The sequence below is a fragment of the Winogradskyella tangerina genome (assembly GCF_003260205.1).
Classification (GTDB): Bacteria; Bacteroidota; Bacteroidia; order Flavobacteriales; family Flavobacteriaceae; genus Winogradskyella; species Winogradskyella tangerina.
Genome location: NZ_QERF01000009.1, coordinates 90,018 through 111,599, shown reverse-complemented (window position 1 = coordinate 111,599; position 21,582 = coordinate 90,018). Strand labels below are relative to the sequence as shown.

The 21,582-nt window shown below is 36.0% G+C and carries 17 protein-coding genes; 7 read left to right on the top strand and 10 right to left on the bottom strand.

The annotated features are described in order from the left end of the window. Nucleotides 1-42 precede the first annotated feature (42 nt). Both DDY94_RS13420 and DDY94_RS13415 read right to left on the bottom strand, forming a co-directional pair. Nucleotides 43-492, bottom strand: coding sequence for a nucleoside deaminase (locus tag DDY94_RS13420; protein ID WP_111684833.1), 450 nt, complete (start codon nucleotides 490-492; stop codon nucleotides 43-45). A gap of 8 nt (nucleotides 493-500) precedes the next feature. Beyond that, nucleotides 501-3,137: a T9SS-dependent M36 family metallopeptidase gene (locus DDY94_RS13415; protein WP_111685031.1), complete on the bottom strand. Its 2,637-nt coding sequence runs from the start codon at nucleotides 3,135-3,137 to the stop codon at nucleotides 501-503. Nucleotides 3,138-3,289: 152 nt separating this feature from the next. Between DDY94_RS13415 and DDY94_RS13410 the strand changes: the two genes are divergently transcribed. After that, a complete protein-coding gene (locus tag DDY94_RS13410; RefSeq protein WP_111684831.1) occupies nucleotides 3,290-4,162 on the top strand; it encodes an energy transducer TonB in 873 nt (290 codons plus the stop codon). A gap of 19 nt (nucleotides 4,163-4,181) precedes the next feature. After that, nucleotides 4,182-5,957, top strand: a complete 1,776-nt coding sequence (gene dxs / locus DDY94_RS13405) for a 1-deoxy-D-xylulose-5-phosphate synthase (protein ID WP_111684829.1) — start codon at nucleotides 4,182-4,184, stop codon at nucleotides 5,955-5,957. On the opposite strand, the gene DDY94_RS16150 is transcribed toward dxs, so the two are convergent. Together DDY94_RS16150 and DDY94_RS13400 are read right to left on the bottom strand one after the other, a co-directional pair. Continuing rightward, complete coding sequence (locus DDY94_RS16150; RefSeq protein ID WP_157957330.1) at nucleotides 5,931-6,101, bottom strand: hypothetical protein; 171 nt, start codon at nucleotides 6,099-6,101, stop codon at nucleotides 5,931-5,933. The two genes, dxs and DDY94_RS16150, sit on opposite strands and share 27 nt — an antisense overlap. Nucleotides 6,102-6,183: 82 nt before the next feature. Continuing rightward, nucleotides 6,184-7,524 carry a deoxyguanosinetriphosphate triphosphohydrolase gene (locus DDY94_RS13400; RefSeq protein WP_111684827.1) on the bottom strand — a complete coding sequence of 447 codons (1,341 nt, stop codon included), beginning with the start codon at nucleotides 7,522-7,524 and terminating at the stop codon, nucleotides 6,184-6,186. Nucleotides 7,525-7,771: 247 nt separating this feature from the next. On the opposite strand from DDY94_RS13400, the gene DDY94_RS13395 reads away from it, so the two are divergent. Then, entirely contained in the window at nucleotides 7,772-9,106 is a 1,335-nt protein-coding gene (locus DDY94_RS13395; protein WP_111685029.1) for a hypothetical protein, read from the top strand. A 64-nt stretch (nucleotides 9,107-9,170) separates the two neighbouring features. After that, nucleotides 9,171-12,005: a TonB-dependent receptor gene (locus tag DDY94_RS13390; RefSeq protein ID WP_111684825.1), complete on the top strand. Its 2,835-nt coding sequence runs from the start codon at nucleotides 9,171-9,173 to the stop codon at nucleotides 12,003-12,005. A 68-nt stretch (nucleotides 12,006-12,073) separates the two neighbouring features. Here the strand turns inward: DDY94_RS13390 and DDY94_RS13385 are convergent, their stop codons facing one another. Continuing rightward, nucleotides 12,074-12,433: a toxin-antitoxin system YwqK family antitoxin gene (locus DDY94_RS13385; RefSeq protein WP_111684823.1), complete on the bottom strand. Its 360-nt coding sequence runs from the start codon at nucleotides 12,431-12,433 to the stop codon at nucleotides 12,074-12,076. A 286-nt stretch (nucleotides 12,434-12,719) separates the two neighbouring features. Between DDY94_RS13385 and DDY94_RS13380 the strand changes: the two genes are divergently transcribed. Further along, nucleotides 12,720-15,011, top strand: coding sequence for an inorganic phosphate transporter (locus DDY94_RS13380; RefSeq protein ID WP_111684821.1), 2,292 nt, complete (start codon nucleotides 12,720-12,722; stop codon nucleotides 15,009-15,011). On the opposite strand, the gene DDY94_RS13375 is transcribed toward DDY94_RS13380, so the two are convergent. Continuing rightward, a complete protein-coding gene (locus DDY94_RS13375; RefSeq protein ID WP_111684819.1) occupies nucleotides 15,012-16,778 on the bottom strand; it encodes a Na/Pi cotransporter family protein in 1,767 nt (588 codons plus the stop codon). It abuts the gene before it with no gap. A gap of 140 nt (nucleotides 16,779-16,918) precedes the next feature. On the opposite strand from DDY94_RS13375, the gene DDY94_RS13370 reads away from it, so the two are divergent. Both DDY94_RS13370 and DDY94_RS13365 read left to right on the top strand, forming a co-directional pair. Beyond that, nucleotides 16,919-17,770: an OmpA/MotB family protein gene (locus DDY94_RS13370; protein ID WP_111684817.1), complete on the top strand. Its 852-nt coding sequence runs from the start codon at nucleotides 16,919-16,921 to the stop codon at nucleotides 17,768-17,770. Nucleotides 17,771-17,866: 96 nt separating this feature from the next. Beyond that, the gene (locus DDY94_RS13365) at nucleotides 17,867-18,586 is read left to right on the top strand and encodes a DUF6503 family protein (protein WP_111684815.1); all 720 of its coding nucleotides are present in this window, start codon (nucleotides 17,867-17,869) and stop codon (nucleotides 18,584-18,586) included. A 139-nt stretch (nucleotides 18,587-18,725) separates the two neighbouring features. Here the strand turns inward: DDY94_RS13365 and DDY94_RS13360 are convergent, their stop codons facing one another. The 4 genes from DDY94_RS13360 to DDY94_RS13345 form a co-directional block, all read right to left on the bottom strand. Next, complete coding sequence (locus tag DDY94_RS13360; RefSeq protein ID WP_111684812.1) at nucleotides 18,726-19,226, bottom strand: hypothetical protein; 501 nt, start codon at nucleotides 19,224-19,226, stop codon at nucleotides 18,726-18,728. Between the two features lie 147 nt (nucleotides 19,227-19,373). Further along, complete coding sequence (locus tag DDY94_RS13355) at nucleotides 19,374-19,901, bottom strand: REP-associated tyrosine transposase (protein ID WP_111684810.1); 528 nt, start codon at nucleotides 19,899-19,901, stop codon at nucleotides 19,374-19,376. Between the two features lie 182 nt (nucleotides 19,902-20,083). After that, nucleotides 20,084-20,776: a hypothetical protein gene (locus DDY94_RS13350; protein WP_111684809.1), complete on the bottom strand. Its 693-nt coding sequence runs from the start codon at nucleotides 20,774-20,776 to the stop codon at nucleotides 20,084-20,086. A 186-nt stretch (nucleotides 20,777-20,962) separates the two neighbouring features. Then, nucleotides 20,963-21,526, bottom strand: coding sequence for an REP-associated tyrosine transposase (locus tag DDY94_RS13345; protein ID WP_111685027.1), 564 nt, complete (start codon nucleotides 21,524-21,526; stop codon nucleotides 20,963-20,965). Nucleotides 21,527-21,582 lie beyond the last annotated feature (56 nt).

The following is a 21,582-nucleotide window of genomic DNA, read 5'->3' as shown; positions in this document are numbered from 1 at the left end:
ATAAAAAAAGTAAAAAGCAGAATTTATACATACAATTCGGGATTAATTTAGATTACGTTTTTCAATAAAGAAACGTTTCATTAAGTCTGAGGCCTCATCTGCCAAAATCCCACCGACCACTTTTGTTTTTGGATGAAGTTGTGTGCCCAATGCCTTATAACCACGTTTCTCGTCGGTAGCCGCATACACAATCTTAGCAATCTGACTCCAATACAATGCACCAGCACACATTTGGCAAGGTTCTAGGGTTACATATAAGGTACAGTTGGTTAAATACTTTCCACCGAGAAAATTAGCCGCAGCCGTAATGGCTTGCATTTCGGCGTGTGCTGTGACATCATTTAGTTGCTCCGTGAGGTTATGTGCTCTGGCAATTATTCGATCCTCGATCACAATGACAGCTCCTACCGGAATTTCCCCTTTTTCATATGCCACCTCAGCTTCCTGAAGTGCTTTCTTCATGAAATAGGTGTCGTCAAAAGGTGCTATCATAGAAAGGTTTAATTTTTAATGATCCTCGTATTGTAATTTACGTTATCACCTTTCAAATTTAAAATATATATTCCGGTTTCCAATGGTCCCATATCCAAGGCCACTTTTCCTCTGATATCTAATTTAGTATTTAATACAACTCTTCCGTTAATGTCTACCAAACTTACGGTTACATTATCGAAATTATTTCGAGAATCAATAAATAATTGATCCTGAACAGGGTTTGGATATACCGTTAATACGTCTTCAATACTAAATTCATCCGTACTTAAAGTTGTACAATTAGCGAGTGATGGACTCCCAATTGGCGGTGTACTGAAGTCTTCAATTTGATCGGTTCTTGAAGTCGATAAGCCTTGCGAAGCATTAAAACCTAAGCCTCGTTTTGCGAATACTTCCCAGATTAAACACTGATCAACGCCACCAGTAGTCGCCTGGTCAGCAGCTAACAGTGCATCACGCCCATCGATAAATCCTGGCTGACAAGGCTGTAGTTTAAGTCCGTCTAGCACCAATCGCATTACCTTATTATTTCCACCGTTACCATTATAAAGATCAGGATCAAAACCATACTTTTCGATATAAGCCCAGGTAAGGTCCCATAACATCGTAGACCAAACAAATCCAATGCCGTGAGGCTGACTAAGCCCGGTATTGTTAGTTGCTCCATAGGTAAATGGATTTATTGAAAAATCAGTACTGTAAGGCGCAGGTCTAATTCCGCCACCATCAGTTGGCTGACTTACGGCAAAGGTTCCAATGCCTCTAATATCTTCAGGCTGATCTCCTGGTTCCATTGTTACCATTAGACCAAACCAATCTGACCAACCTTCACCCATTTGTTCATCATTAAATAGGCAGCCCACGTTTGATGGCCCACTATTCAATCGATTTGAAATACCATGACCAAATTCGTGTGCGATTATACCATTATCAAAATCACCATCTACCAGGAATGGTCCGTTATTAACCAATGTTGCACTTAAATCTTCACCATTTAAAAGCGCTGCTATGATGGCTTCACCATCAGCCTGATTAACCATTATGGAAGGAATTGTTACCAATCCACCAACAGCACCAGCGCCCATTGTAATGGTGGCACCTGGTTGATTATTTACCACAATTACAGCAATTGCTCCAGCGTTTTCAGCGGCTAGAACTTTGAATCCAAATTCACATGATCCTCTTCGTAATACTGCAATATTTCCATTAAGGTCAGCTGCATTTACAAAAGCATCACAGGCATCATAAATATCTGGTGTATTATCTTCAGCTAGTGCTAAATTACCTGCAATTGGTGTAGGGGTTAATTCAGCACCGAAACCTGCTGGCGAACCATCATAACTCCCTGCAACAGTTCCATTATCTATAGTCAAAGGTTCGTCTAAACCGCCAGCTGGAGACCATAAGAACATAGTCATTACAGGATTTGAGCCATCTGGAGGTGTTCCGAAGGTTGCATTATTTAATCCACTTCCGTCTTGAGCATCAGCGTTTACATAATCATTTCCTAAACCTGGATTCCCATAATTATTCAACTGAAAATTCCCCGACGCCTCATCAAAACCATGAAGATACCAGATATCGTGCATCATATTATTGGCATAGAAAAGATTGGTTATGGCAACATCCTGATAACCACTCGGCGGTTGATCAATGTCTAAAGGAAAATCAAAATTCAATGCAGCGCCACCATCTGGTGCAAAACCTATTGTAAAGATTGAACCATCTCTATCTTCGCGCGCGTAAACATTATTACCTCGTGTAATGGTGAATTCTGGACCGGCGACACCGTCCGTATCATGCCATCCAAAAGGCGATGCTACAGGACTTGCAGGATTGGTTACCAATTGGCGTGGCCCGTGGTTAGGACTCTCTATTGGCAGCGCAAATACATTGTAAGATGCACCATCTACAAGAGCTGCTACTGTAGCATTTTCTGATTTGAAAAGATCGAAAGATGCATCTTTATTAGACTCCTTATGGTTGTGTTCACCAAAAGAACAATTAAGAATAAGATCGTTCGTATCTAGCACTTCATTCGTTAAAGCATCCATGCGTACACTATGCCAATGCGAATCATCCTTTGCGTAGATCATAACATCCCAGGCTAACCTTAAGTTTTCACCCGTATTAAAAAACACTAACTCTGCTGTTATATTTCGATTTGAAATTGATCCGTTTGAAAAAATATACTTGTGATTCTGATGGTCGATCTCCTCAAGATTTTGAAGTTGGCCTAACTGAAACTCATTCACCACCGTCGCAACTGAACTTGAAGGTGCCACTGATGGTGTGACGGTATTTATTTTTGAATCGATATTACTAAGCATTCTATTACTAAAGTAGAATACCACATTATCTTTAATCGCTACACTAGAAATAGCATTGTAGATCTTTATACCTTCATACGCTTGCTGGATATACACATGATTAATTTCTGAAGCTTGCGACTTATAAGAATCGGTCACCAGTATAGACTCCATATCTGCATCCAATATCCCTAGACTGATCTTATTATCCTCCAAATAATTACTAATAAGCGCACCATATTCATTGGACTGAAGTGTGTTTTGCGCAGAGGATAAATTTGAATTAAAAATTAATGTGATGAATAAAATAATGGTTAGTGTAATTTTTTTCATAATCATAGTTTAGAATAAGTAGGTCGTAAAAGGTGTACAACCTTTGCAATTTTTCCGCCAAAAATAAGAAATCATTAATAATTACTAAAACCTAAGTGTCAAAAATGCGGATTCGGCAAGAATTTTGAGGTTCTGATAGAAAGTCTATAATCATGAAGTCATACTTTTCGCTTTCAATACCAGAACCTTGCCATGAAGATTGGTCGAAAATGACACCAAATGACCGCGGGCGCTATTGCCAATCCTGTTCAAAAACGGTCATTGATTTTACAACAATGAATATTGAAGAAATTCAAGACTATATTCATAATCATAGAGATCAGAGGATATGTGGTCATATAAAACAAAGTCAATTAGATACCTTGAATCTGAGAATTCCAAAGAGAATATTTGATCAAAAAATGAGTTTTAATCGCTTGTTTCTCTTGGCACTACTACTTTCTATGGGTTTAACCTTATTTAGTTGTAAGGATGATCAGGGAAATATTAAAAAAATTGAAAGTATTGAGATAATTGAAACTCAACAGGTAGTTTCAGATTCAATTCAATGTAAAGAATCTGCGGAGGAGCAACCTTTAGTATCACTTCAAAAACAAAAAGACTCAATACCTAAACCTAAGGTTATTGAACCACCGATTGTTGACGGCCTAATTATTATGGGAGAACTTCCTCTACCAATACATGCTAAAAAAGATGAAGCACAATTTAAGGATACTCCTGGAGGATTGACTCAAAAGGAGAGAAAAACCTATTTTAACGATAGAATTAATGCCTTTGTTATTGACCACTTCAGAATAAGTCAGGGAGAGTTCAATCTGAGTGGCAAGCAAAAGATTTATTCACAATTCACAATAGATCAGACTGGTAAAGTCACTGATATTAATGTTAGAGGACCACATCCCTATTTTGAAAAGGAAGTCCTTAGAGTTTTGAAATTATTGCCTGAGTTTATTCCTGCAAAGCAAGGTGATATGAACGTTTCGATGACCTATAACTTGCCGATAACATTCCTGAATAAAGACTAATAAAATCTCGTATTTTTGCATGGTGCAAAAATCACTGTTAGATCATATTAATTTACCTGAAGATCTTCGCCAACTCAAGGCTGAAGAACTGCCTCAACTTGCCAAAGAATTACGTGAGTTTATCATCAACATTGTAGCGGTAAAAGAGGGCCATTTAGGTGCAAGCTTAGGCGTTGTAGAATTGACGATTGCCTTGCACTACGTTTTTAACACTCCGGAAGATCTAGTAATCTGGGATGTTGGTCATCAGGCTTATGGGCATAAAATTTTAACTGGCAGGAAAGATCAATTTGAAACCAACAGGCAACTTGATGGATTGAGCGGATTTCCAAAGCGCAGTGAAAGTATTTATGACACTTTTGGAGTTGGTCATTCTTCCACCTCGATCTCGGCGGCTTTGGGTATGGCCATTGCCTCTCAATTAAAAGGTGAAGACCGCCAACATGTGGCCGTTATAGGTGATGCATCTATTGCTAGTGGTATGGCCTTCGAAGGTCTTAATCATGCTGGAGTAACAAACACCAATCTTTTGGTTATTCTAAATGATAATGCCATAGGGATCGATCCTAGTGTTGGTGCTCTAAAGCAATACCTCACTAATGTGAAAAAAGGCACGCAAAAGCAAGACAATATTTTTGAAGCCTTAAATTTTGATTACTCTGGTCCGGTTGATGGCCACGATCTCTCTCAATTAATTTCAGAATTAAATCGACTTAAAACAGTTAAAGGGCCTAAGTTTTTGCATGTCATAACTACAAAAGGTAAAGGTTTAAAGCAAGCTGAAAATGATCAGGTAAAATATCATGCACCAGGAAAATTTGATGCTAAAACTGGAGAATTAATAGCCAAGTCGCCAACCAGCCAGCCACCAAAATATCAGGATGTTTTCGGAGAAACCATTGTAGAGCTTGCTAAAGAAAATGAAAAAATCATCGGGATTACCCCGGCGATGCCTACTGGCAGTTCCCTCAAATACATGATGGAGCAAATCCCAGAGCGCGCTTTTGATGTGGGCATTGCCGAGCAGCATGCTGTAACTTTAGCGGCTGGTATGGCAACTCAAGGATTAATTCCGTTTTGTAATATATACTCTACCTTTTTACAGCGTGCTTACGATCAGGTTATTCATGATGTGGCCATTCAAAATTTACCAGTTGTATTTTGCTTAGACCGCGCAGGCATTGTTGGCGAAGACGGTGCAACGCATCATGGTGTTTTTGATTTGGCTTACTTGCAGTGCATTCCAAATCTTGTCATTTTTGCCCCTAGAGATGCTATTGCCTTGCGTAATATTATGTACACGGTGCAGTTGGGTATAAATTTCCCAATTGCGATTCGTTATCCGAGAGGAAGAGGACATCTCCTCGATTGGAAAACACCTTTTAAAGCACTAGAAATTGGTAAAGGCGAGCGTTTAAAAGCTGGTAAAAACGTTGCTGTACTTTCTATCGGAACTATGGCAAATACAGTAGAACAAGCAATTTCAGACTTTGATGTTTCGCATTATGATATGCAATTTGTGAAACCTTTGGATGAAGATCTATTACACGACATTTTTAATTCGCACGACGCCATATTAACTTTAGAAGATGGCACTGTAGTAGGTGGTTTTGGCAGTGCTATTTTAGCATTTGCCAATAGAAATGGTTACAAGCAAACCATTGAAGTATTGGGTGTGCCTGATACATTTGTTGAGCATGGATCGGTAAACGAATTGCATCAACTTTTGAAAATTGATTCAGAAGCTATTAAACAATGTATTAAAGAATTACTCTTCGTTCTCAACAATAGCTAGATCCTTTTGATTCTCAATTTGCTCTATGTCTGCGGTTTCTTTAATTACTACTTGATCTTTCTCGTTAGAAATATCATCGAGCATCAATAAACAAGTGAGGACTACCATAAAAATGACTAAGCCTCCGGCTATATTATTTCTCATAAGTAGGTTTTTTTGGGACTGATTATGAGATAAATAAAATAAATATATCGGTTAAAAACAAAATTAATCGATGAAATGCATACTATAAAATTTGCCCTTTTAACTTTTGATGCAATAACAATGCGTTTGTATCAGACAATTTAGAAATATACAGACATACCGCCATAAGGTTATTATATACTGAAGTATTCCCTAGATTTACTGTTTCTGGCAAGAGGTTCAATAACAGGCGATCGTAATGCGTAAGCTTATTAGAATAAAAATTGAAAGCCAGTGCTCCATGAACTTCTAAAAGCTGATTCAAAATCTCATAACCTGCAATTTCCTTATTGATGACCTCTTTTGAACGGTAAACATTTTTCACACTCAGATCGATAATATCCTTGATCTGGGCTTTGTATTGACTTGCGTCTAAAAGTGCCGTTTCAAAGTTACCCTTCAAGATAGACTCTTCATGTTTCATGAAAATTGCCGCCGCCTCATCAATTAAAGTGCTAATAGCTAAAGCTCTCAAATAACTCACCCTATCTTCTGTCGTTTTTAGGGCATTATAATTTTCTGTAATTATTCGACCTTTAACAAGCTTAATGAGGTATTCGAGGGCATAATCTTCTTCGATCAATCCGAGATTTATGCCATCTTCAAAATCGATAATCGTATAGCAAATATCATCTGCAGCTTCTACCAAATAAGCCAATGGATGTCGATTGTAGTTTAAATGCTCCTCACTTCTTTTAATCAATCCTAACTCTGACGCAACCTCCTCGAACATGGTCTTTTCACTTTGGAAAAACCCATACTTTTTATCGACGATGTGTTGCGTTGGTTTCTTAGGAAGCGATTCTTTCGGGTACTTCATAAAAGCCCCAAGAGTCGCATAACTGAGACGAAGACCGCCTTCTCTACCTGGTCGGCTTTCGGTTAATATTTTGAACCCATTTGCATTACCTTCAAAATCACAAAGATCTTGATATTCTTTAGCCGTCATCATGCTCTTGAAGGTATTCCCTTTTCCGTTGACAAAATAAGATCCAATCGCTTTCTCTCCAGAATGCCCGAAAGGTGGATTACCAATATCGTGCGCTAATGCAGCCGCAGCAACAATGGCTCCGAAATCATTGATCTTATATCCATGAACACTCGATAAATGCGGATGTTTATCTAAAAGTAGTTTACCTACTTTTCGACCTAATGACCTACCTACTACGCTTACTTCCAGACTGTGTGTTAATCTGGTGTGTACAAAATCGGTTTTAGATAAAGGAACAACTTGGGTCTTATCTTGTAAGCCTCTGAATTCAGATGAAAAAATAATTCTGTCGTAGTCAACTTCGAAACCAACACGGGTTTCATCTTGCTCTTTTCTCAATCTTTTATTAGTATCTCCGTAACGCCTAAGAGACAATAATTGTTCCCAATTCATAGTATAAAATTAATGCCCTGCAAGATATGTAATTAGTGTCTGAAACGTGTAAAAAAAGATTCTGAAATTGAAGAAGTTTCAATGTTAACAAATTGTATCCATAAGTATAACTGGCTTAATATTAAGCTAACGCTGAACTAACTTTTTCATTACAAATGTTTAATCATTGTCTAACCTAAAGAAGGGAATATCACAGTTTCTTTGCACCACAATGATAACTAAAAATTGTTTATTAAAATTTTACTCAATGAAAAAATTACTTTTAATCGCGTTAGTAGCTTCAACACTAGTATTAACTGGTTGTTTTAAAGATGACGATACACCAATCATTATCGAAGAAACTACAATTATTGTAAATGATCCAGGAAACGGTGGAGATGAATGCCCTGTTGTTGCTGTAACAGGTGAGATAGCCGACGGAACTATTTGGACTAACGATAATATCTATCAATTAAATCAAAAAGTTGTAATCCCTGCTGGAGCAACTTTAACTATTAATCCTGGTACGATCATTAAGGGATCTTCAGGAACAGGATCTTTAGCTTCTGCTTTAATTGTTGCAAGAGGTGGTACACTTAATGCAAACGGAACTTCAGATCAGCCAATTATTTTTACATCTACAGCTGATAACATTACTTGTGGTCAAACTGCTGGAACTAACCTTGACCAAGACGATAGAGGTCTTTGGGGTGGTTTAATCGTTTTAGGTAACGCACCATGTTCTTTCTCTGGTGATATTCCTGAAGCACAAATTGAAGGTATTCCTGCTGATGACACTTTTGGTCTTTATGGTGGTACAGATGCCAATGACAACTCTGGTACAATGAGATATATTTCTATCCGTCATGGTGGTGCATTAATCGGTGAAGGTAATGAGATCAACGGTCTTACTTTAGGTGGTGTTGGTAACGGTACAATTATCGACAATATCGAGGTTGTTGCAAACGTTGACGATGGAATCGAGTTTTTTGGCGGTACTGTAGATGCTACTAATTTATTAGTATGGGCACAAGGTGACGACGCTATCGATATCGACCAAGCCTACTCAGGAACCATTGACAACGCTGTTGTTGTATTAGGTGATATTTCTGATCATGCTTTCGAAATTGATGGTCCAGAAGGATCAACTCCTGCAGGCAGCGAAGGTTCTTTCATTTTACGTAATGCTACTATCATAGGGAACTCTGTTACTTCAAACGGTGAGTACGCTGATTACAGATCTAGAGCTCGTGGTTTAACTGAAAACGTATATGCCTTCGGATTTCCTGATGGTAAAGATGTTGAGTTAGATAGAAACAATGTTGCTCAGAATTTCTTAGATGGTTTATTAAACTTCGGAACTTGGGAGATCGTAGGATTTGACAATTCAATTTTCGTAGAGAAAGTAGGATGTATCGAAAACTGTGATGACGATAATGATGATAATGATGTTGATGAAATGCAAATCATCTTAAGCCCGTCATTTACTGAAAGAGCTGCAAACTGGGCTTCTCAAGTAACAGAAGGTGCTCAAACAGTTGGAGCTACAACTTCTAACCTAAGCTGGACCTACTCTAATGTAGCAGGTGGTTTAGGATTCTAAATAATCACTTTTCATTCATAAATCCAGCACCTACAAGGTAGGTGTTGGATTAATTTAATTTTATATGAAAAAATTACAAAACGTTTTAGCTTTTGTTTTATTTCTTACCGTGTCAATGGCCTTCTCGCAAGGAAAGGTTTCAGGTACTGTTATTGATGGAGAATTTAATGAGCCATTGGCCTTCGCTAATATCTTAGTAAAAGGCACCTCTATAGGTGTAACGTCCGATTTTGACGGGAAATATGTTCTAGAGCTTGAAGCAGGTACATACACTTTGGTGTTCTCTTTCGTAGGATATGCCACCAAAGAAATTACTGATGTAGTTGTTAAGGATGATGAAGTGGTGACTCTAGATGTCGTTATGGAAACGAATTCTTTAGACACCGTTGTTATTACCACAACTAGTAGACGTAATACAGAAACTGCAGTATTAAATATTCAGAAAAAAGCAGCGGTTGTTTTAGATGGTCTTTCATCTCAAGCTATCAAAAGTACTGGAGCTAGTAATGTAGCTTCTGCTGTTAAAAGTGTTCCTGGTGTTTCGATTCAGGGCGATAAATATGTGTTTGTTCGTGGTCTTGGTGACCGTTATACAAAGACAACTTTAAATGGTATGGATATTCCAGGTTTAGATCCCGATAGAAATACAATTCAGATGGATCTATTTCCAACGAGTATCATCGAAAATGTTATCGTATTAAAGTCTGCTGCTGCTGAATATCCAGCAGATTTTACAGGAGGTATTGTTGATATTGTAACTAAAGACTTCCCTTCAAAAGCAGAATACTCTATTTCTTTAGGAAGTGGTTATAATCCAGACATGCACTTTAACGATAACTACTTACGATCTGAAGGTAGTGATACCGATTTCTTTGGTTATGATGACGGTACACGAAATTTACCGATCAACAGATATCAGAGAATTCCAGGTACATTCGAAAATAAACTATTATTGACAACCCTAACAAGCAGATTCTTAAGTGAACTTGCTGGTGAACAAGCAACCAGTGGCATGAACTTTGGCCTTGGATTCACTTTAGGAAATCAGTATGAAATTGGAGATAGTAATAGAATTGGTTATCAAGCATCATTCTCTTATAAGAATGAAACTACCTTCTATGAGAACAGACAAGACGGCGCTTTTGTAAAAAACAATGCAGACCCGTCAGACAATGATCTAAACTTTACTTTGGCTTCGAGTGGTTCTGAAGGTATTAACAACGTTATATTAAACGGTATGCTAGGGTTAACCTACAAAACCGATCGTTCAAAGTACAAGGTGAACTTATTGCATATTCAAAATGGTGAGTCTGCGGCAGGTTTCTTCAATCAAACCATATCTCAGGATGGTGTTGGTGGAGGATTAGAACCATTAACAAAAAACTCAGTTACCTATACTGAGCGTTCTATTACCAATGTTCTATTTACAGGTAAACACAGACTGAATAGCTTTGATGAGGATAATGCCTTCAATATGGAGTGGAAATTAGCGCCTACTTTTTCTAAAGTAATGGATAAAGCGCACAGAATTACACCGCTACAAAGAGCTGATAATGGTGAATTCTTTGTTAGTCCATCTGCTGCAACATTCCCTATTCAGTTATGGAGAAACCTAATTGAAGAAAACTGGGCCGGTAAGATCGATTTTGATAAAACTATTGAGCTTTTTGGCAGACCAGCTAAGATAAAATTTGGTGGGGCTTACACCTATAAGTTTAGAGATTTTAGTACTGATGACTATACCTTTAATATCCAAGGTGATGATTCGTTTATTGCAAGTGGTGATGTCAATCAGTTATTAAACCCAAATAACATTTGGAATCCAGATTCGGATAACGGTACATATCTCATATCAATTGATACCTTTAATCCGAATGATGCTTACGAAGGTGAACATCATATTGCTGCAACCTATGCATCTGCCGAATTTAATGTTACTGAAAAATTAAAATCAGTTTTAGGGCTAAGAGTTGAATCGTTCAAATCTTTCTATACGGGTCAGGATAATGATTTCGTTTTTGACAGAGAAAATATATTAGATGAATTTGACTTTTTCCCTTCGGCGAATTTAATTTATGCGCTTAACGACAAATCTAATTTAAGATCATCTTTTTCTCGTACTACAGCGCGTCCTTCATTTAGAGAGGCCTCTTTAGCACAGATCTTCGATCCGATTACCAATAGATTATTCTTAGGAACATTAGACTTAGTTCCAACTTACGTGAACAACTTTGACCTTCGTTATGAGTTCTTTGGTGAAAACGGACAAATGTTTGCTGTTAGTGGTTTCTATAAAGATTTTACTGATCCAATTGAGCAGGTATTCTTTCAGCAAGCTCCTACTCAAATTACATTTGGAAACTTAGGTAATGCAGAAGTATTTGGTGCTGAATTTGAATTACGTCAACGTCTAGGTTTTATTTCTGAAGGCTTAAATAACCTTAGAATAATCACAAATATTACCGTTACAGAATCACGATTAACTATGGGTGATGACGAATTTAGTAGTAGACAACTTGCTGCTAGAGATGGTGAAACCATTGAGCGTGAAAGAGATATGCAAGGACAAGCTCCTTATGTAATTAATGCGGGGCTTGATTATAATAATTCAGACATAGGATTACAAACCGGATTATTCTTTAACGTGCAAGGTGAAACTTTAGAAGTGGTTGGTATTGGCTTAGTACCGGATGTATTTACACAACCATTCAACAGTTTAAACTTTACACTGAACAAAGCATTTGGTGAAGATGGTCGTTCTGCAATAGACATTAAAGTAAATAACATTCTAGGTGCTGAGCGCCTAAGCGAGTATGTGTCTTTCGGAACTAGCAATGCAGTATTTTCGTTGAGACAACCAGGTACTGAATTTTCTTTAGGTTATACCTATAAATTTTAAGAATACAATTTTATATCATAAAAAAAGGCTCTCAATATTGAGAGCCTTTTTTTTCTATTTATGTCAAATTATCTATTATTTAGAGCCACTTTAGTTTTGTTATCCCATTGATTAACACTAACGATTTTAGAATCGATGTAGTCAACCTCTTTCAAAGAATTACCTTGCCAGAAAAACCACTTACCTACCTTCTTTCCATTGTCATAATTTCCTAAGGCCAACTTATTACCTTCAGCATCGAAACTTTTCCATTCACCATGGACCTTACCGTCGGCATTAAACATCCCCGTCTGACTAATCTCACCATTATCGTGATAATATGTTATAAATGTTTGGTCACCAATCTTTTCTAATTTAGGCTCCTTTGTATCTTGTGAGTAAACAAAACTCACACACATCATTAAAAATAATACTGCTAATTTTTTCATATCCGTTGGGGTTCTATTAATAATTATATTACAAACTTAACATTAAATTTACTTATAAGCAACTTTTTGATAACATTAATTTAACATTGGGTGTTCAATATACTGTTTTTCAACTATTTATATATTATTAATCTTAACACAGAAGAATCTAACATCAATTGTCTCAATACTATTAGGAATTGGTAATATGGACTTTTTATTCGCTAGCTAAAGAACATAACATTTTGGTAACATTGCGTTCAAATTAAAAGAAGACATTTGCCTACAATTATAGCTATACTTTTTCATGGAAAACCTTTATGTCTATATGCTAGTTGCATTGGCATTCTTGGCCGTTGCAGACCTAGTGGTTGGTGTAAGTAATGATGCAGTAAATTTCTTAAACTCTGCAATAGGTTCTAAAGCTGTTTCTTTCAAAACCATTATGATTGTAGCCAGTTTAGGTGTGGCTGTTGGTGCAATGACCTCAAGTGGTATGATGGAAGTAGCCCGGAAAGGTATTTTCAATCCTGGTGAGTTTATGTTTAATGAGATCATGGTCATATTTATGGCGGTGATGCTCACTGATATCCTACTCTTAGATTTCTTTAATACCATGGGCCTACCTACATCTACTACGGTTTCCATTGTTTTTGAATTATTAGGTGCCTCCGTGGCAGTAGCTTTAATTAAAATCGCTAAAGATCAAGACCAATCTATTATTGACTTAGGGAATTACATCAATAATGAAAAAGCCATAGTCATTATACTGGGTATTCTACTCTCCGTTGTGGTTGCTTTTACTGTTGGTGCATTGGTACAATATATATCTCGCCTTTTATTATCATTTAATTTTAATGATAAGCCATCATGGTATAGCGCTATTTTTAGTGGATTTGCTATAACTTCAATAATGTATTTCATTATTGTGAAGGGTCTGAAAAATGCTGCATTTATGGCACCGTCTGTAAAAGAATTTTTGAGCACAAACCCATTTACTTTTGTTGGTTTAAGCTTCGCAGTCTTTACCCTCTTTTCATATTTGGCCATAAAATTATTTAATGCGAAGATCTACACCATAATTATTATCATCGGAACTTTTGCCTTGGCTGTTGCCTTTGCTGGGAATGATCTGGTAAACTTTATTGGCGTTCCAATTGCTGCTTATAATTCATACGAAGATTGGTCATTAACTGGCGCCGATCCAACGACTTATGCTATGACCGCCCTAGGGGAACCTGTTCAAACTGAACCTTACTTATTACTTATTGCAGGTTTAATCATGGTATTTACCCTTTGGTTTTCAAGTAAAGCAAAAGCCGTTGTAAAAACTTCTGTTGATCTATCTCGACAAGATGAAGGTACAGAGCGTTTCGAGCCTAATTTCCTTTCAAGAAATATTGTTCGTTTAACGATTGGTCTTAACGAAAGTATTAATCGCGTGCTCCCAGAGTCTTTTAAAAACTGGTCGAACAAACAATTTGTTGAACCAAATGTAATTGTTAAAGGCAGTGATAGACCGGCATTCGATTTGGTAAGAGCGGCCGTTAATTTAATGGTAGCAAGTGTTTTGATCTCTATAGCTACATCAATGAAACTACCATTATCAACCACCTATGTTACTTTTATGGTAGCGATGGGTACTTCATTAGCAGATAGAGCTTGGGGTACAGAAAGTGCTGTTTATAGAGTTGCTGGTGTTTTAAATGTTATTGGAGGTTGGTTCTTCACAGCATTCAGTGCCTTTGTTGCTGCTGCAATTATGGCCTATATTTTATATCATGGTGAAGGCTACGCTCTAATTGGATTAATAACACTTGCTATTGTCTTATTGGTAAGGAGTTATTTATCGCATCGTAAGAGCACAAAAATTATGAAGGAAGAGGATCATCTTGAACGTGCCGAAAGCAGTTCTACGCAAGGTGTTATTCAGGAGAGTGCAGCGAATATTGCTAATGTGATTAAGCGCGGTAACCGAATCTATACATCTGCTATTAATGGTTTGGCTATTCAGGATTTGAAACGCCTAAGAAAGAACCGCCAGCAGGTTGATAAGCTTTCAAATGAAATTGATGATCTTAAGGACAATATTTTCTATTTCATCCGTAATCTTGAAGAACCAAGTGTGGCAGCAAGTAACTTCTATATCAATATACTTGCTCATTTACAAGATATGACTCAGTCATTAGATTATATTTCAAAGGCGAGTCATAAACACATCAATAACAATCATAAGAAATTAACTTTTAGTCAGGTAAAAGAACTTAAAGAATTAGATGCTAATCTAGAAACCTTATTCCAGACAACACAAAAGGCATTTGAAACGCGTTCGTTTGAAATGATCGGTTCTGTTCTTAGCGACAAAGCAAAAATCTATGATCTGGTTAGAGAAAAAATTCAAAAGCAGGTAGAACGCACCAGAAACGAAGAATCGAGTCCGAAAAATACGACGCTTTATTTTAGTTTATTGCTCGAAACCAAAGACTTGTTAACTGCTATGATGAATCTGTTAGAAGAATATTTTCATTCACATGACAGTTCTATCAAACCGGCCCAGCCATCGACTTCTGAACCTTTAGAAAACGACGAGTCGCTATAATTATTTAGCTCCATTTTGACCATTATTATCCATAAGTAATAGCGGATCGTATTGGCCATAAATTAGGTCAGCAACTTCAATAAAATTCTCAATGATCTTATTTACATTATTCTGATCGTTGAAAAGTGAAGATGCCATATCAACGGTAATGAGGTCATTTCTTATTAACTCATCTATTTTTTTATTACTGACTATTATGCTGTCTTTAGATTGTTTCTTGAGTTTCACAAGTTTATTGTGATAAGATATATTGTCATACTCCGTTCTGAACAAATAAATCATCCGAAGAACCTTCACCATTTTATTCCGTAGTTTATTATACTCCTTCTGAATTAGCTCATTATCAGAATCTAAATAAAGTCTGAGGTTACGGCTAAGCTCAAGGACGTATTTAAGAATTTCAACCATTTTCCTATTAGCAACTTTTAATTCTAATATTCTGTTGTTTTCGTCCTCCGTAAGCTTTAGTTCGGTTTGCGCTTTGGTAGCATATCTAATTATTTCACCATAAATTGATTTTACCTTGATCGTATATAGTTGTCTTACGTCAGTTTCAAACTTAGTGGTAGATCGCTTTACTACGCTCTTTACCTTTTCCTGAGATTTAATATCCTCACGATGAATATTCAAGGCATGTGAGACGATTTCAAAAATTGCATTTTTAAAAAGATATTTTGTTTCGTTTGTTAAGGCTGAAATCAGTGTTTCAGGATAACTAAGCGCATCTTTACTTAAAAATTTTGGTTCGTCTATTTCTTTTTCCAGACTAACTTTTTCAGGAACAAGTCGCTGAACAAGACGAGCAATTGGATGCATAAACCACGCTAATAAAAACGTATTTGTAATATTAAAAACCGTATGGAACAATGAAATCGCTACCGGAATTGCGGCAGCCGAAACATAAGGTGATTCGGACCCAGTTTCTATGGCCAACCAGCTTATCATTCGTAGAAATGGATAGAATAACACCAGCATCCATAATACACCAATAATATTAAAAATTAAATGTGCTCTTGCCGTTTGCTTTGCTCTAAAGTTGCCTATGATTGCGGCTAAATTGGCTGTGATGGTTGTACCAACATTTTCACCAAGCACCATTGCTGCAGCCATTTCAAACGGAATCCAGCCCTGGGCCGTCATTATCAATGTGAGGGCCATAGTTGCGCTAGATGATTGAACAACAACAGTCAAAACCGTACCAATAAGCAAGAACAAAAGAATGGATAGATAGCCTAAATCTGTGTATTTGGATAAAAATTCCAACATCTCTGGGTTGCTATTGATATCGGGCATGGCTTCTTTAAGAAATTGCAATCCAATGAATAAAAGTGCAAACCCTACAATAAAATTTCCCAAATTTTTGATCTGTTCCTTTTTGAGGAATGTAAGCGCAAAACCCAATCCGACTAAAGGTAGGGCAATGGCACTCATACTGACCTTAAAACCAAGAATAGTGATCAGCCAAGCCGTAATCGTTGTGCCAATGTTAGCACCCATTATAACGCCGACGGACTCAACTAAGGTTAATAAGCCCGCATTGGCAAAACTTACCACCATTAATGTTGTAGCAGAAGAAGACTGTATAACCGAAGTAATTAAAAACCCCGTAGTTATTCCGTAGACTCTATTCGAGGTCATTCTCGCTAAAATGCTACGCATTTTATTTCCGGCCAGAAGTAACAGCGCATCGCTCATTACTTTCATTCCAAAAAGGAAAACTCCTAAAGAACCTAATAGCTGTAAAATATTTGTGAAACCGTAATTCATAGATTGTCTCAAGACCATATGAAGCTAATAAAATTTTAATTGACACATAAATTTTTACGAAAATTTGTATTACGACATCCAAAAAACGTATTTGGTCGTATATGTATTTGTATTAGATTAACTAACCTAAAACTTAAAACATGAAAAAAATTTCAATACTACTTATGGTGGTTGCTGTGTTAACTTCTTGCGTTTCGAAGAAAAAATACATGGCCTTAGAACAAGAAAATGGTGAAATTAAAAGTCAGCTGACTAAAACTCAGGTTGAAAAGGAAGACCTTGAAACTAAGTTTGCCAAAATTCAGGAGCGTGTAGATCGCTACAATGAGAAAATTAAAACCTTAAGCGAAGATGTTGAAGGTCTCAAAATTGAAAACGACATTAAACTAGAAGTGAATTCAGACGGTACAGTAATGTCTGGAGAGAGCAAGCGTAAAATGTTTGCAACACTTCAAAATGTAGATCAGGCAAAATTGGCTGAAGCCAAAACCTTGAAAGATTCTATGAATTTAGCTGTTCAGTATAATCTTGAAAAAAGCTTAGACACTACAGAATTAAATGAAGATGAAGATATCGCGGTAAACATCAACGAAACTGTGGTAATGATCTCTATTTCTGATAAGATGTTATTCAACACCGGAAGTTATAAAATTAGCAATAAAGCAGACGATATTTTACAAAAATTAGCAGATGTAATTAATTCTGAAGAGAGCATCGATGTGATGGTTGAAGGCCATACAGATTCTAGAAGTATCAATACCGAAAAGATCAAAGATAACTGGGATCTTAGTGTATTAAGAGCAACTTCGGTAGTTAGAAAATTACAGAATAAATATAATGTTGACCCAGCAAAATTGATCGCTTCTGGTCGTAGTAGCTACCAACCATTGGTAGAAAATAATACACGTGAGAACAGATCTAAAAACAGAAGAACACGCATTATTTTAATGCCTAACATTGATAAGTTCTTTGCTTTGATGGAAGCAAATTAATAAATCCATTATTTTATAGAGGTGAAAAAGCACTCTCCCGTATAGTTCGGCATTGAGTGCTTTTTGTTTTATTAGATTTGTATAAAATCTTTTAAAATGAAATTAGTCTTCGCTTTCCTCTGCTTATGTTTTTCAAGCATAAGCCTAGCCCAAAAAATTACTGCCGATCAATTACTAGAAAAAACCATTGCCTATCACGATCCTGAAGGTAAGTGGACATCTTTCAATGATTCTTTCGTTGTTGAAATGACAACGCCAAATGCTCCAGTACGTCGAAGTGATATTACCATAAATTTAAAAGGTGAATTCTTTTCGGTAAATGCGAAAAGAGATACAATTACAACTAATTATACTGTTGACAAAGGTGAATGTAAAATGGCTTATAATGGTGTTGCACTAGACAGCCTTCAGGCCGTTGAAAAGAAGATGTCTTGCGAAAGAGCAGAACTCTATAAAAATTATTACACCTATCTCTACGGTTTACCTATGAAACTTAAAGATCCCGGCACCAATATTTCAGAAACTGTTGAAACCAAAACCTTTAAAGGTAAGGACTACTTGGTACTTAAAGTTTCTTATGATGAAGCTGTAGGCAGTGATGTTTGGTATTTTTATTTTGATCCTAAAACCTATGCTATGGAAGTATATCAGTTCTTTAGATCGGATGAAGATGGTAACGAAAAACCCGATACTGGCGAATACATTTTATTGACTGAGGAAGCCACAGTAAGTGGTATTAAAATGCCTAAAGTACGTGCCTGGTATTACAATAAAGATGATAAGTATTTGGGTACTGATACTTTGGTTGGGAACTGAGAAGTCTCTCTCACTATACGATTTGTGCAGGAGCTAGCAGACCACACGAAAGATTCGTGCGGGAACAGACCACACGAAAGGATTCGTGCGGGAGCTGGGATACTTATTTTTTTATCATTAATTAATCTTTATTAAAATTTTACTTTCCCGTTTCTCGCAAACCTAAGTTTTTAAAAACTTTGTTGATGCTATCTAGGTTGTAATTGTTATCAATCCCTAAAAGTTTATTTCGTCTATTCAAATGTTTGACTTCGAACTTAAAGAGTTCATCATCTTTGTTCGTTATTTCATCAAAAGTAAACTCTGACGAGTCGATTTTTATAAATTTCATTGTAGTACTATTTTTGCTATTTTTGAGGGCAATAACATTATCTTCTGAACTTATTGAGAATCCTATGTAATTACTTTCATGTTCAGAATATTTCATAAACAAACTATCACCGTTTAAATAGTAAGGTCTTAAAGGTAAAAAGGAATAATCATAATTATAAAATAGCATATAATTAGAATCAACTTTGACTTCAAAATAAATCGAATCATTTTTTATTGAACTCCAATTTCCTATCAAATCGTATTCTTTTATATTATCTGAGCAGCAAAAGAATTGAAATATCAATAGTGTAAGTATTACTTTTCGCATAATTTAAATATTCAATTTTGATAGTTTTTTAGTCCTATTTTTATTTCTTTAACAAAACTATTATATAGTTCAACTCCGCTCCCGCGCGAATCCCTTCGCGTGTTTTAAAAACCTACGATAATATTCAAATAAGACCAAATCTGAAATTTATCCTTGACCACCAGCATAATCTATGGCACTACTGTATACATATTCCTCTGCTTTGAAAACTAGCCCAGCTTCAACTGGATTATTATGTATATATTTAATTTTCTGTTCGATTACCTTATTACTCCATAACTCAATTGGTCTATTATCATGTCTCCAAAATTGATTGTGTTTTACATTCGAGCTTCCATTTGCTGCTTTTTTGAAATATTCTAACAAAAACTCTTTTCTACTTTCTTGTGGATGCTCCTTAATAGCTTTTACGATGTTGTTACTCGTAAATCTTTTAAAGTCTCCTAACAACTGCTCAGGTTTTTCTCCTTGTACACTTCTAAATATCAAATGCACATGATTGGTCATGATGCACCAGGCAACCAATTCCATACCTTTCTCTTTTTGACAAAATCTTAAGCTGTCAATTAAGATGTCCTTATAGGTGTTTCTTGTAAAAACATCTAACCAATGCACTACCGCGAAACTCACAAAGTATAACCCTTCTGGATTGTGAAATTTATAGTTTCTACTCATTTCAGTTCCTTTACTTAATAGCTATTACATAAGTTTCGACCACAATTTAGCTAGGCCACACGAAAGGATTCGTAAGGTAGCTGGGAACTGAGAAGTCTCTCTCACTATACGATTTGTGCAGGAGCTAGCAGACCACACGAAAGGATTCGTGAGGTAGCTTGGTTAATTTGATAGAGATATTATCAAAGCATTTTTTTATCATAGTATTCATCGATATTAAATTCGTTACGTTTTAATGCATCAAAGAAATCATCTTTATTATCAAATAATTTTTCGATTTCGTAGGGATCATGAATCATACCAAAGACTTCTCCTTTGCTATTCATAGATAAATAATTCCCATCTTCTAAATCTTTAATCACATAAAATTCACCTTCTACTATTTCTATTTTAAATGTTTCATTAATATCTAAAAGCTCATTTATTTGCTCTGGTACTTTACCTAATATTAGTTTTAATTCATTTGAATCTGAAGTATCAAAATGCTTTTCATAGCTTTTTGATGTATCTATTGAGGATAAATCAATATTTTCAATAGGAATATCAGATAAATAGTTAATAATATAGCCTGTTAGGATACAAATTTCAATTTGGCAAAGTTTTTTTGATCCCTTTTCAAATGCGTTGATATTTTTGATAATAAAGAAATTAGGATATTCCTTTTTTATATATTTATGCTCCTCTCTTTTATTAAATATATAAGTAAAAGAATCTTCCCCTTCAGACGGTATACCTTTCCTTTTTCCAACAATAAAACTCTTATTAATTGCAGGTAGAAAATTATGGTTTTCTAATTTATTGGATATCGCTTCTAAAAACAGAAAATCAATTTCTGAAAGCAAATTTTTATTTTTTTTTCTAAAAAGTTTAAACATTTTATTATCTCCATTTTAAATTATACACATCTTTAGCCCATTTAGGTGCGAATCGTGCTCTGAATGGGTCTCTTTTTGCATGTTCTAAACTAGTTGTCCTTTTTAAATTAATCCTATTGTTCACTAACCAATCAGGTAAATCATAACCCACGCTCCCGCGCGAATCCCTTCGCGTGTTTTAAAGACCTACCCATAATATTCAAATAAGACCAAATCTGAAATTAATCCTTCACCACCAGCATAATCTATGGCACTACTGTATATGTATTCCTCTGCTTTGAAAACTAGCCCAGCTTCAACAGGATTATTATGTATATATTTAATTTTCTGTTCGATTACCTTATTACTCCATAACTCAATCGGTCTATTATCGTGTCTCCAAAATTGGTAATGCATTACGTTTGAACTTCCATTTGCTGCTTTTTTGAAATGTTCTAACAAAAACTCTTTTCTACTTTCTTGTGGATGCTCCTTAATAGCTTTTACGATGTTGTTACTCGTAAATCTTTTAAAGTCTCCTAACAACTGCTCAGGTTTTTCTCCTTGTACACTTCTAAATATCAAATGCACATGATTGGTCATGATGCACCAGGCAACCAATTCCATACCTTTCTCTTTTTGACAAAACCTTAAGCTGTCGATTAAGATGTCCTTATAGGTATTTCTTGTAAAAACATCTAACCAATACACTACCGCGAAACTCACAAAGTATAACCCATCTGGATTGTGAAATTTATAGTTTCTACTCATTTCAGTTCCTTTACTTAACAGCAATTACATACGTTTCGACCACAATTCAGCTAGGC

Excerpts from the sequence above, each read along its gene's own strand:
- DDY94_RS13420 (WP_111684833.1), bottom strand. The coding sequence starts at position 492 with ATGATAGCACCTTTTGACGACACCTATTTCATGAAGAAAGCACTTCAG.
- DDY94_RS13415 (WP_111685031.1), bottom strand. The coding sequence starts at position 3,137 with ATGAAAAAAATTACACTAACCATTATTTTATTCATCACATTAATTTTT.
- DDY94_RS13410 (WP_111684831.1), top strand. The coding sequence starts at position 3,290 with ATGAAGTCATACTTTTCGCTTTCAATACCAGAACCTTGCCATGAAGAT.
- dxs (WP_111684829.1), top strand. The coding sequence starts at position 4,182 with ATGGTGCAAAAATCACTGTTAGATCATATTAATTTACCTGAAGATCTT.
- DDY94_RS16150 (WP_157957330.1), bottom strand. The coding sequence starts at position 6,101 with ATGAGAAATAATATAGCCGGAGGCTTAGTCATTTTTATGGTAGTCCTC.
- DDY94_RS13400 (WP_111684827.1), bottom strand. The coding sequence starts at position 7,524 with ATGAATTGGGAACAATTATTGTCTCTTAGGCGTTACGGAGATACTAAT.
- DDY94_RS13395 (WP_111685029.1), top strand. The coding sequence starts at position 7,772 with ATGAAAAAATTACTTTTAATCGCGTTAGTAGCTTCAACACTAGTATTA.
- DDY94_RS13390 (WP_111684825.1), top strand. The coding sequence starts at position 9,171 with ATGAAAAAATTACAAAACGTTTTAGCTTTTGTTTTATTTCTTACCGTG.
- DDY94_RS13385 (WP_111684823.1), bottom strand. The coding sequence starts at position 12,433 with ATGAAAAAATTAGCAGTATTATTTTTAATGATGTGTGTGAGTTTTGTT.
- DDY94_RS13380 (WP_111684821.1), top strand. The coding sequence starts at position 12,720 with ATGGAAAACCTTTATGTCTATATGCTAGTTGCATTGGCATTCTTGGCC.
- DDY94_RS13375 (WP_111684819.1), bottom strand. The coding sequence starts at position 16,778 with ATGAATTACGGTTTCACAAATATTTTACAGCTATTAGGTTCTTTAGGA.
- DDY94_RS13370 (WP_111684817.1), top strand. The coding sequence starts at position 16,919 with ATGAAAAAAATTTCAATACTACTTATGGTGGTTGCTGTGTTAACTTCT.
- DDY94_RS13365 (WP_111684815.1), top strand. The coding sequence starts at position 17,867 with ATGAAATTAGTCTTCGCTTTCCTCTGCTTATGTTTTTCAAGCATAAGC.
- DDY94_RS13360 (WP_111684812.1), bottom strand. The coding sequence starts at position 19,226 with ATGCGAAAAGTAATACTTACACTATTGATATTTCAATTCTTTTGCTGC.
- DDY94_RS13355 (WP_111684810.1), bottom strand. The coding sequence starts at position 19,901 with ATGAGTAGAAACTATAAATTTCACAATCCAGAAGGGTTATACTTTGTG.
- DDY94_RS13350 (WP_111684809.1), bottom strand. The coding sequence starts at position 20,776 with ATGTTTAAACTTTTTAGAAAAAAAAATAAAAATTTGCTTTCAGAAATT.
- DDY94_RS13345 (WP_111685027.1), bottom strand. The coding sequence starts at position 21,526 with ATGAGTAGAAACTATAAATTTCACAATCCAGATGGGTTATACTTTGTG.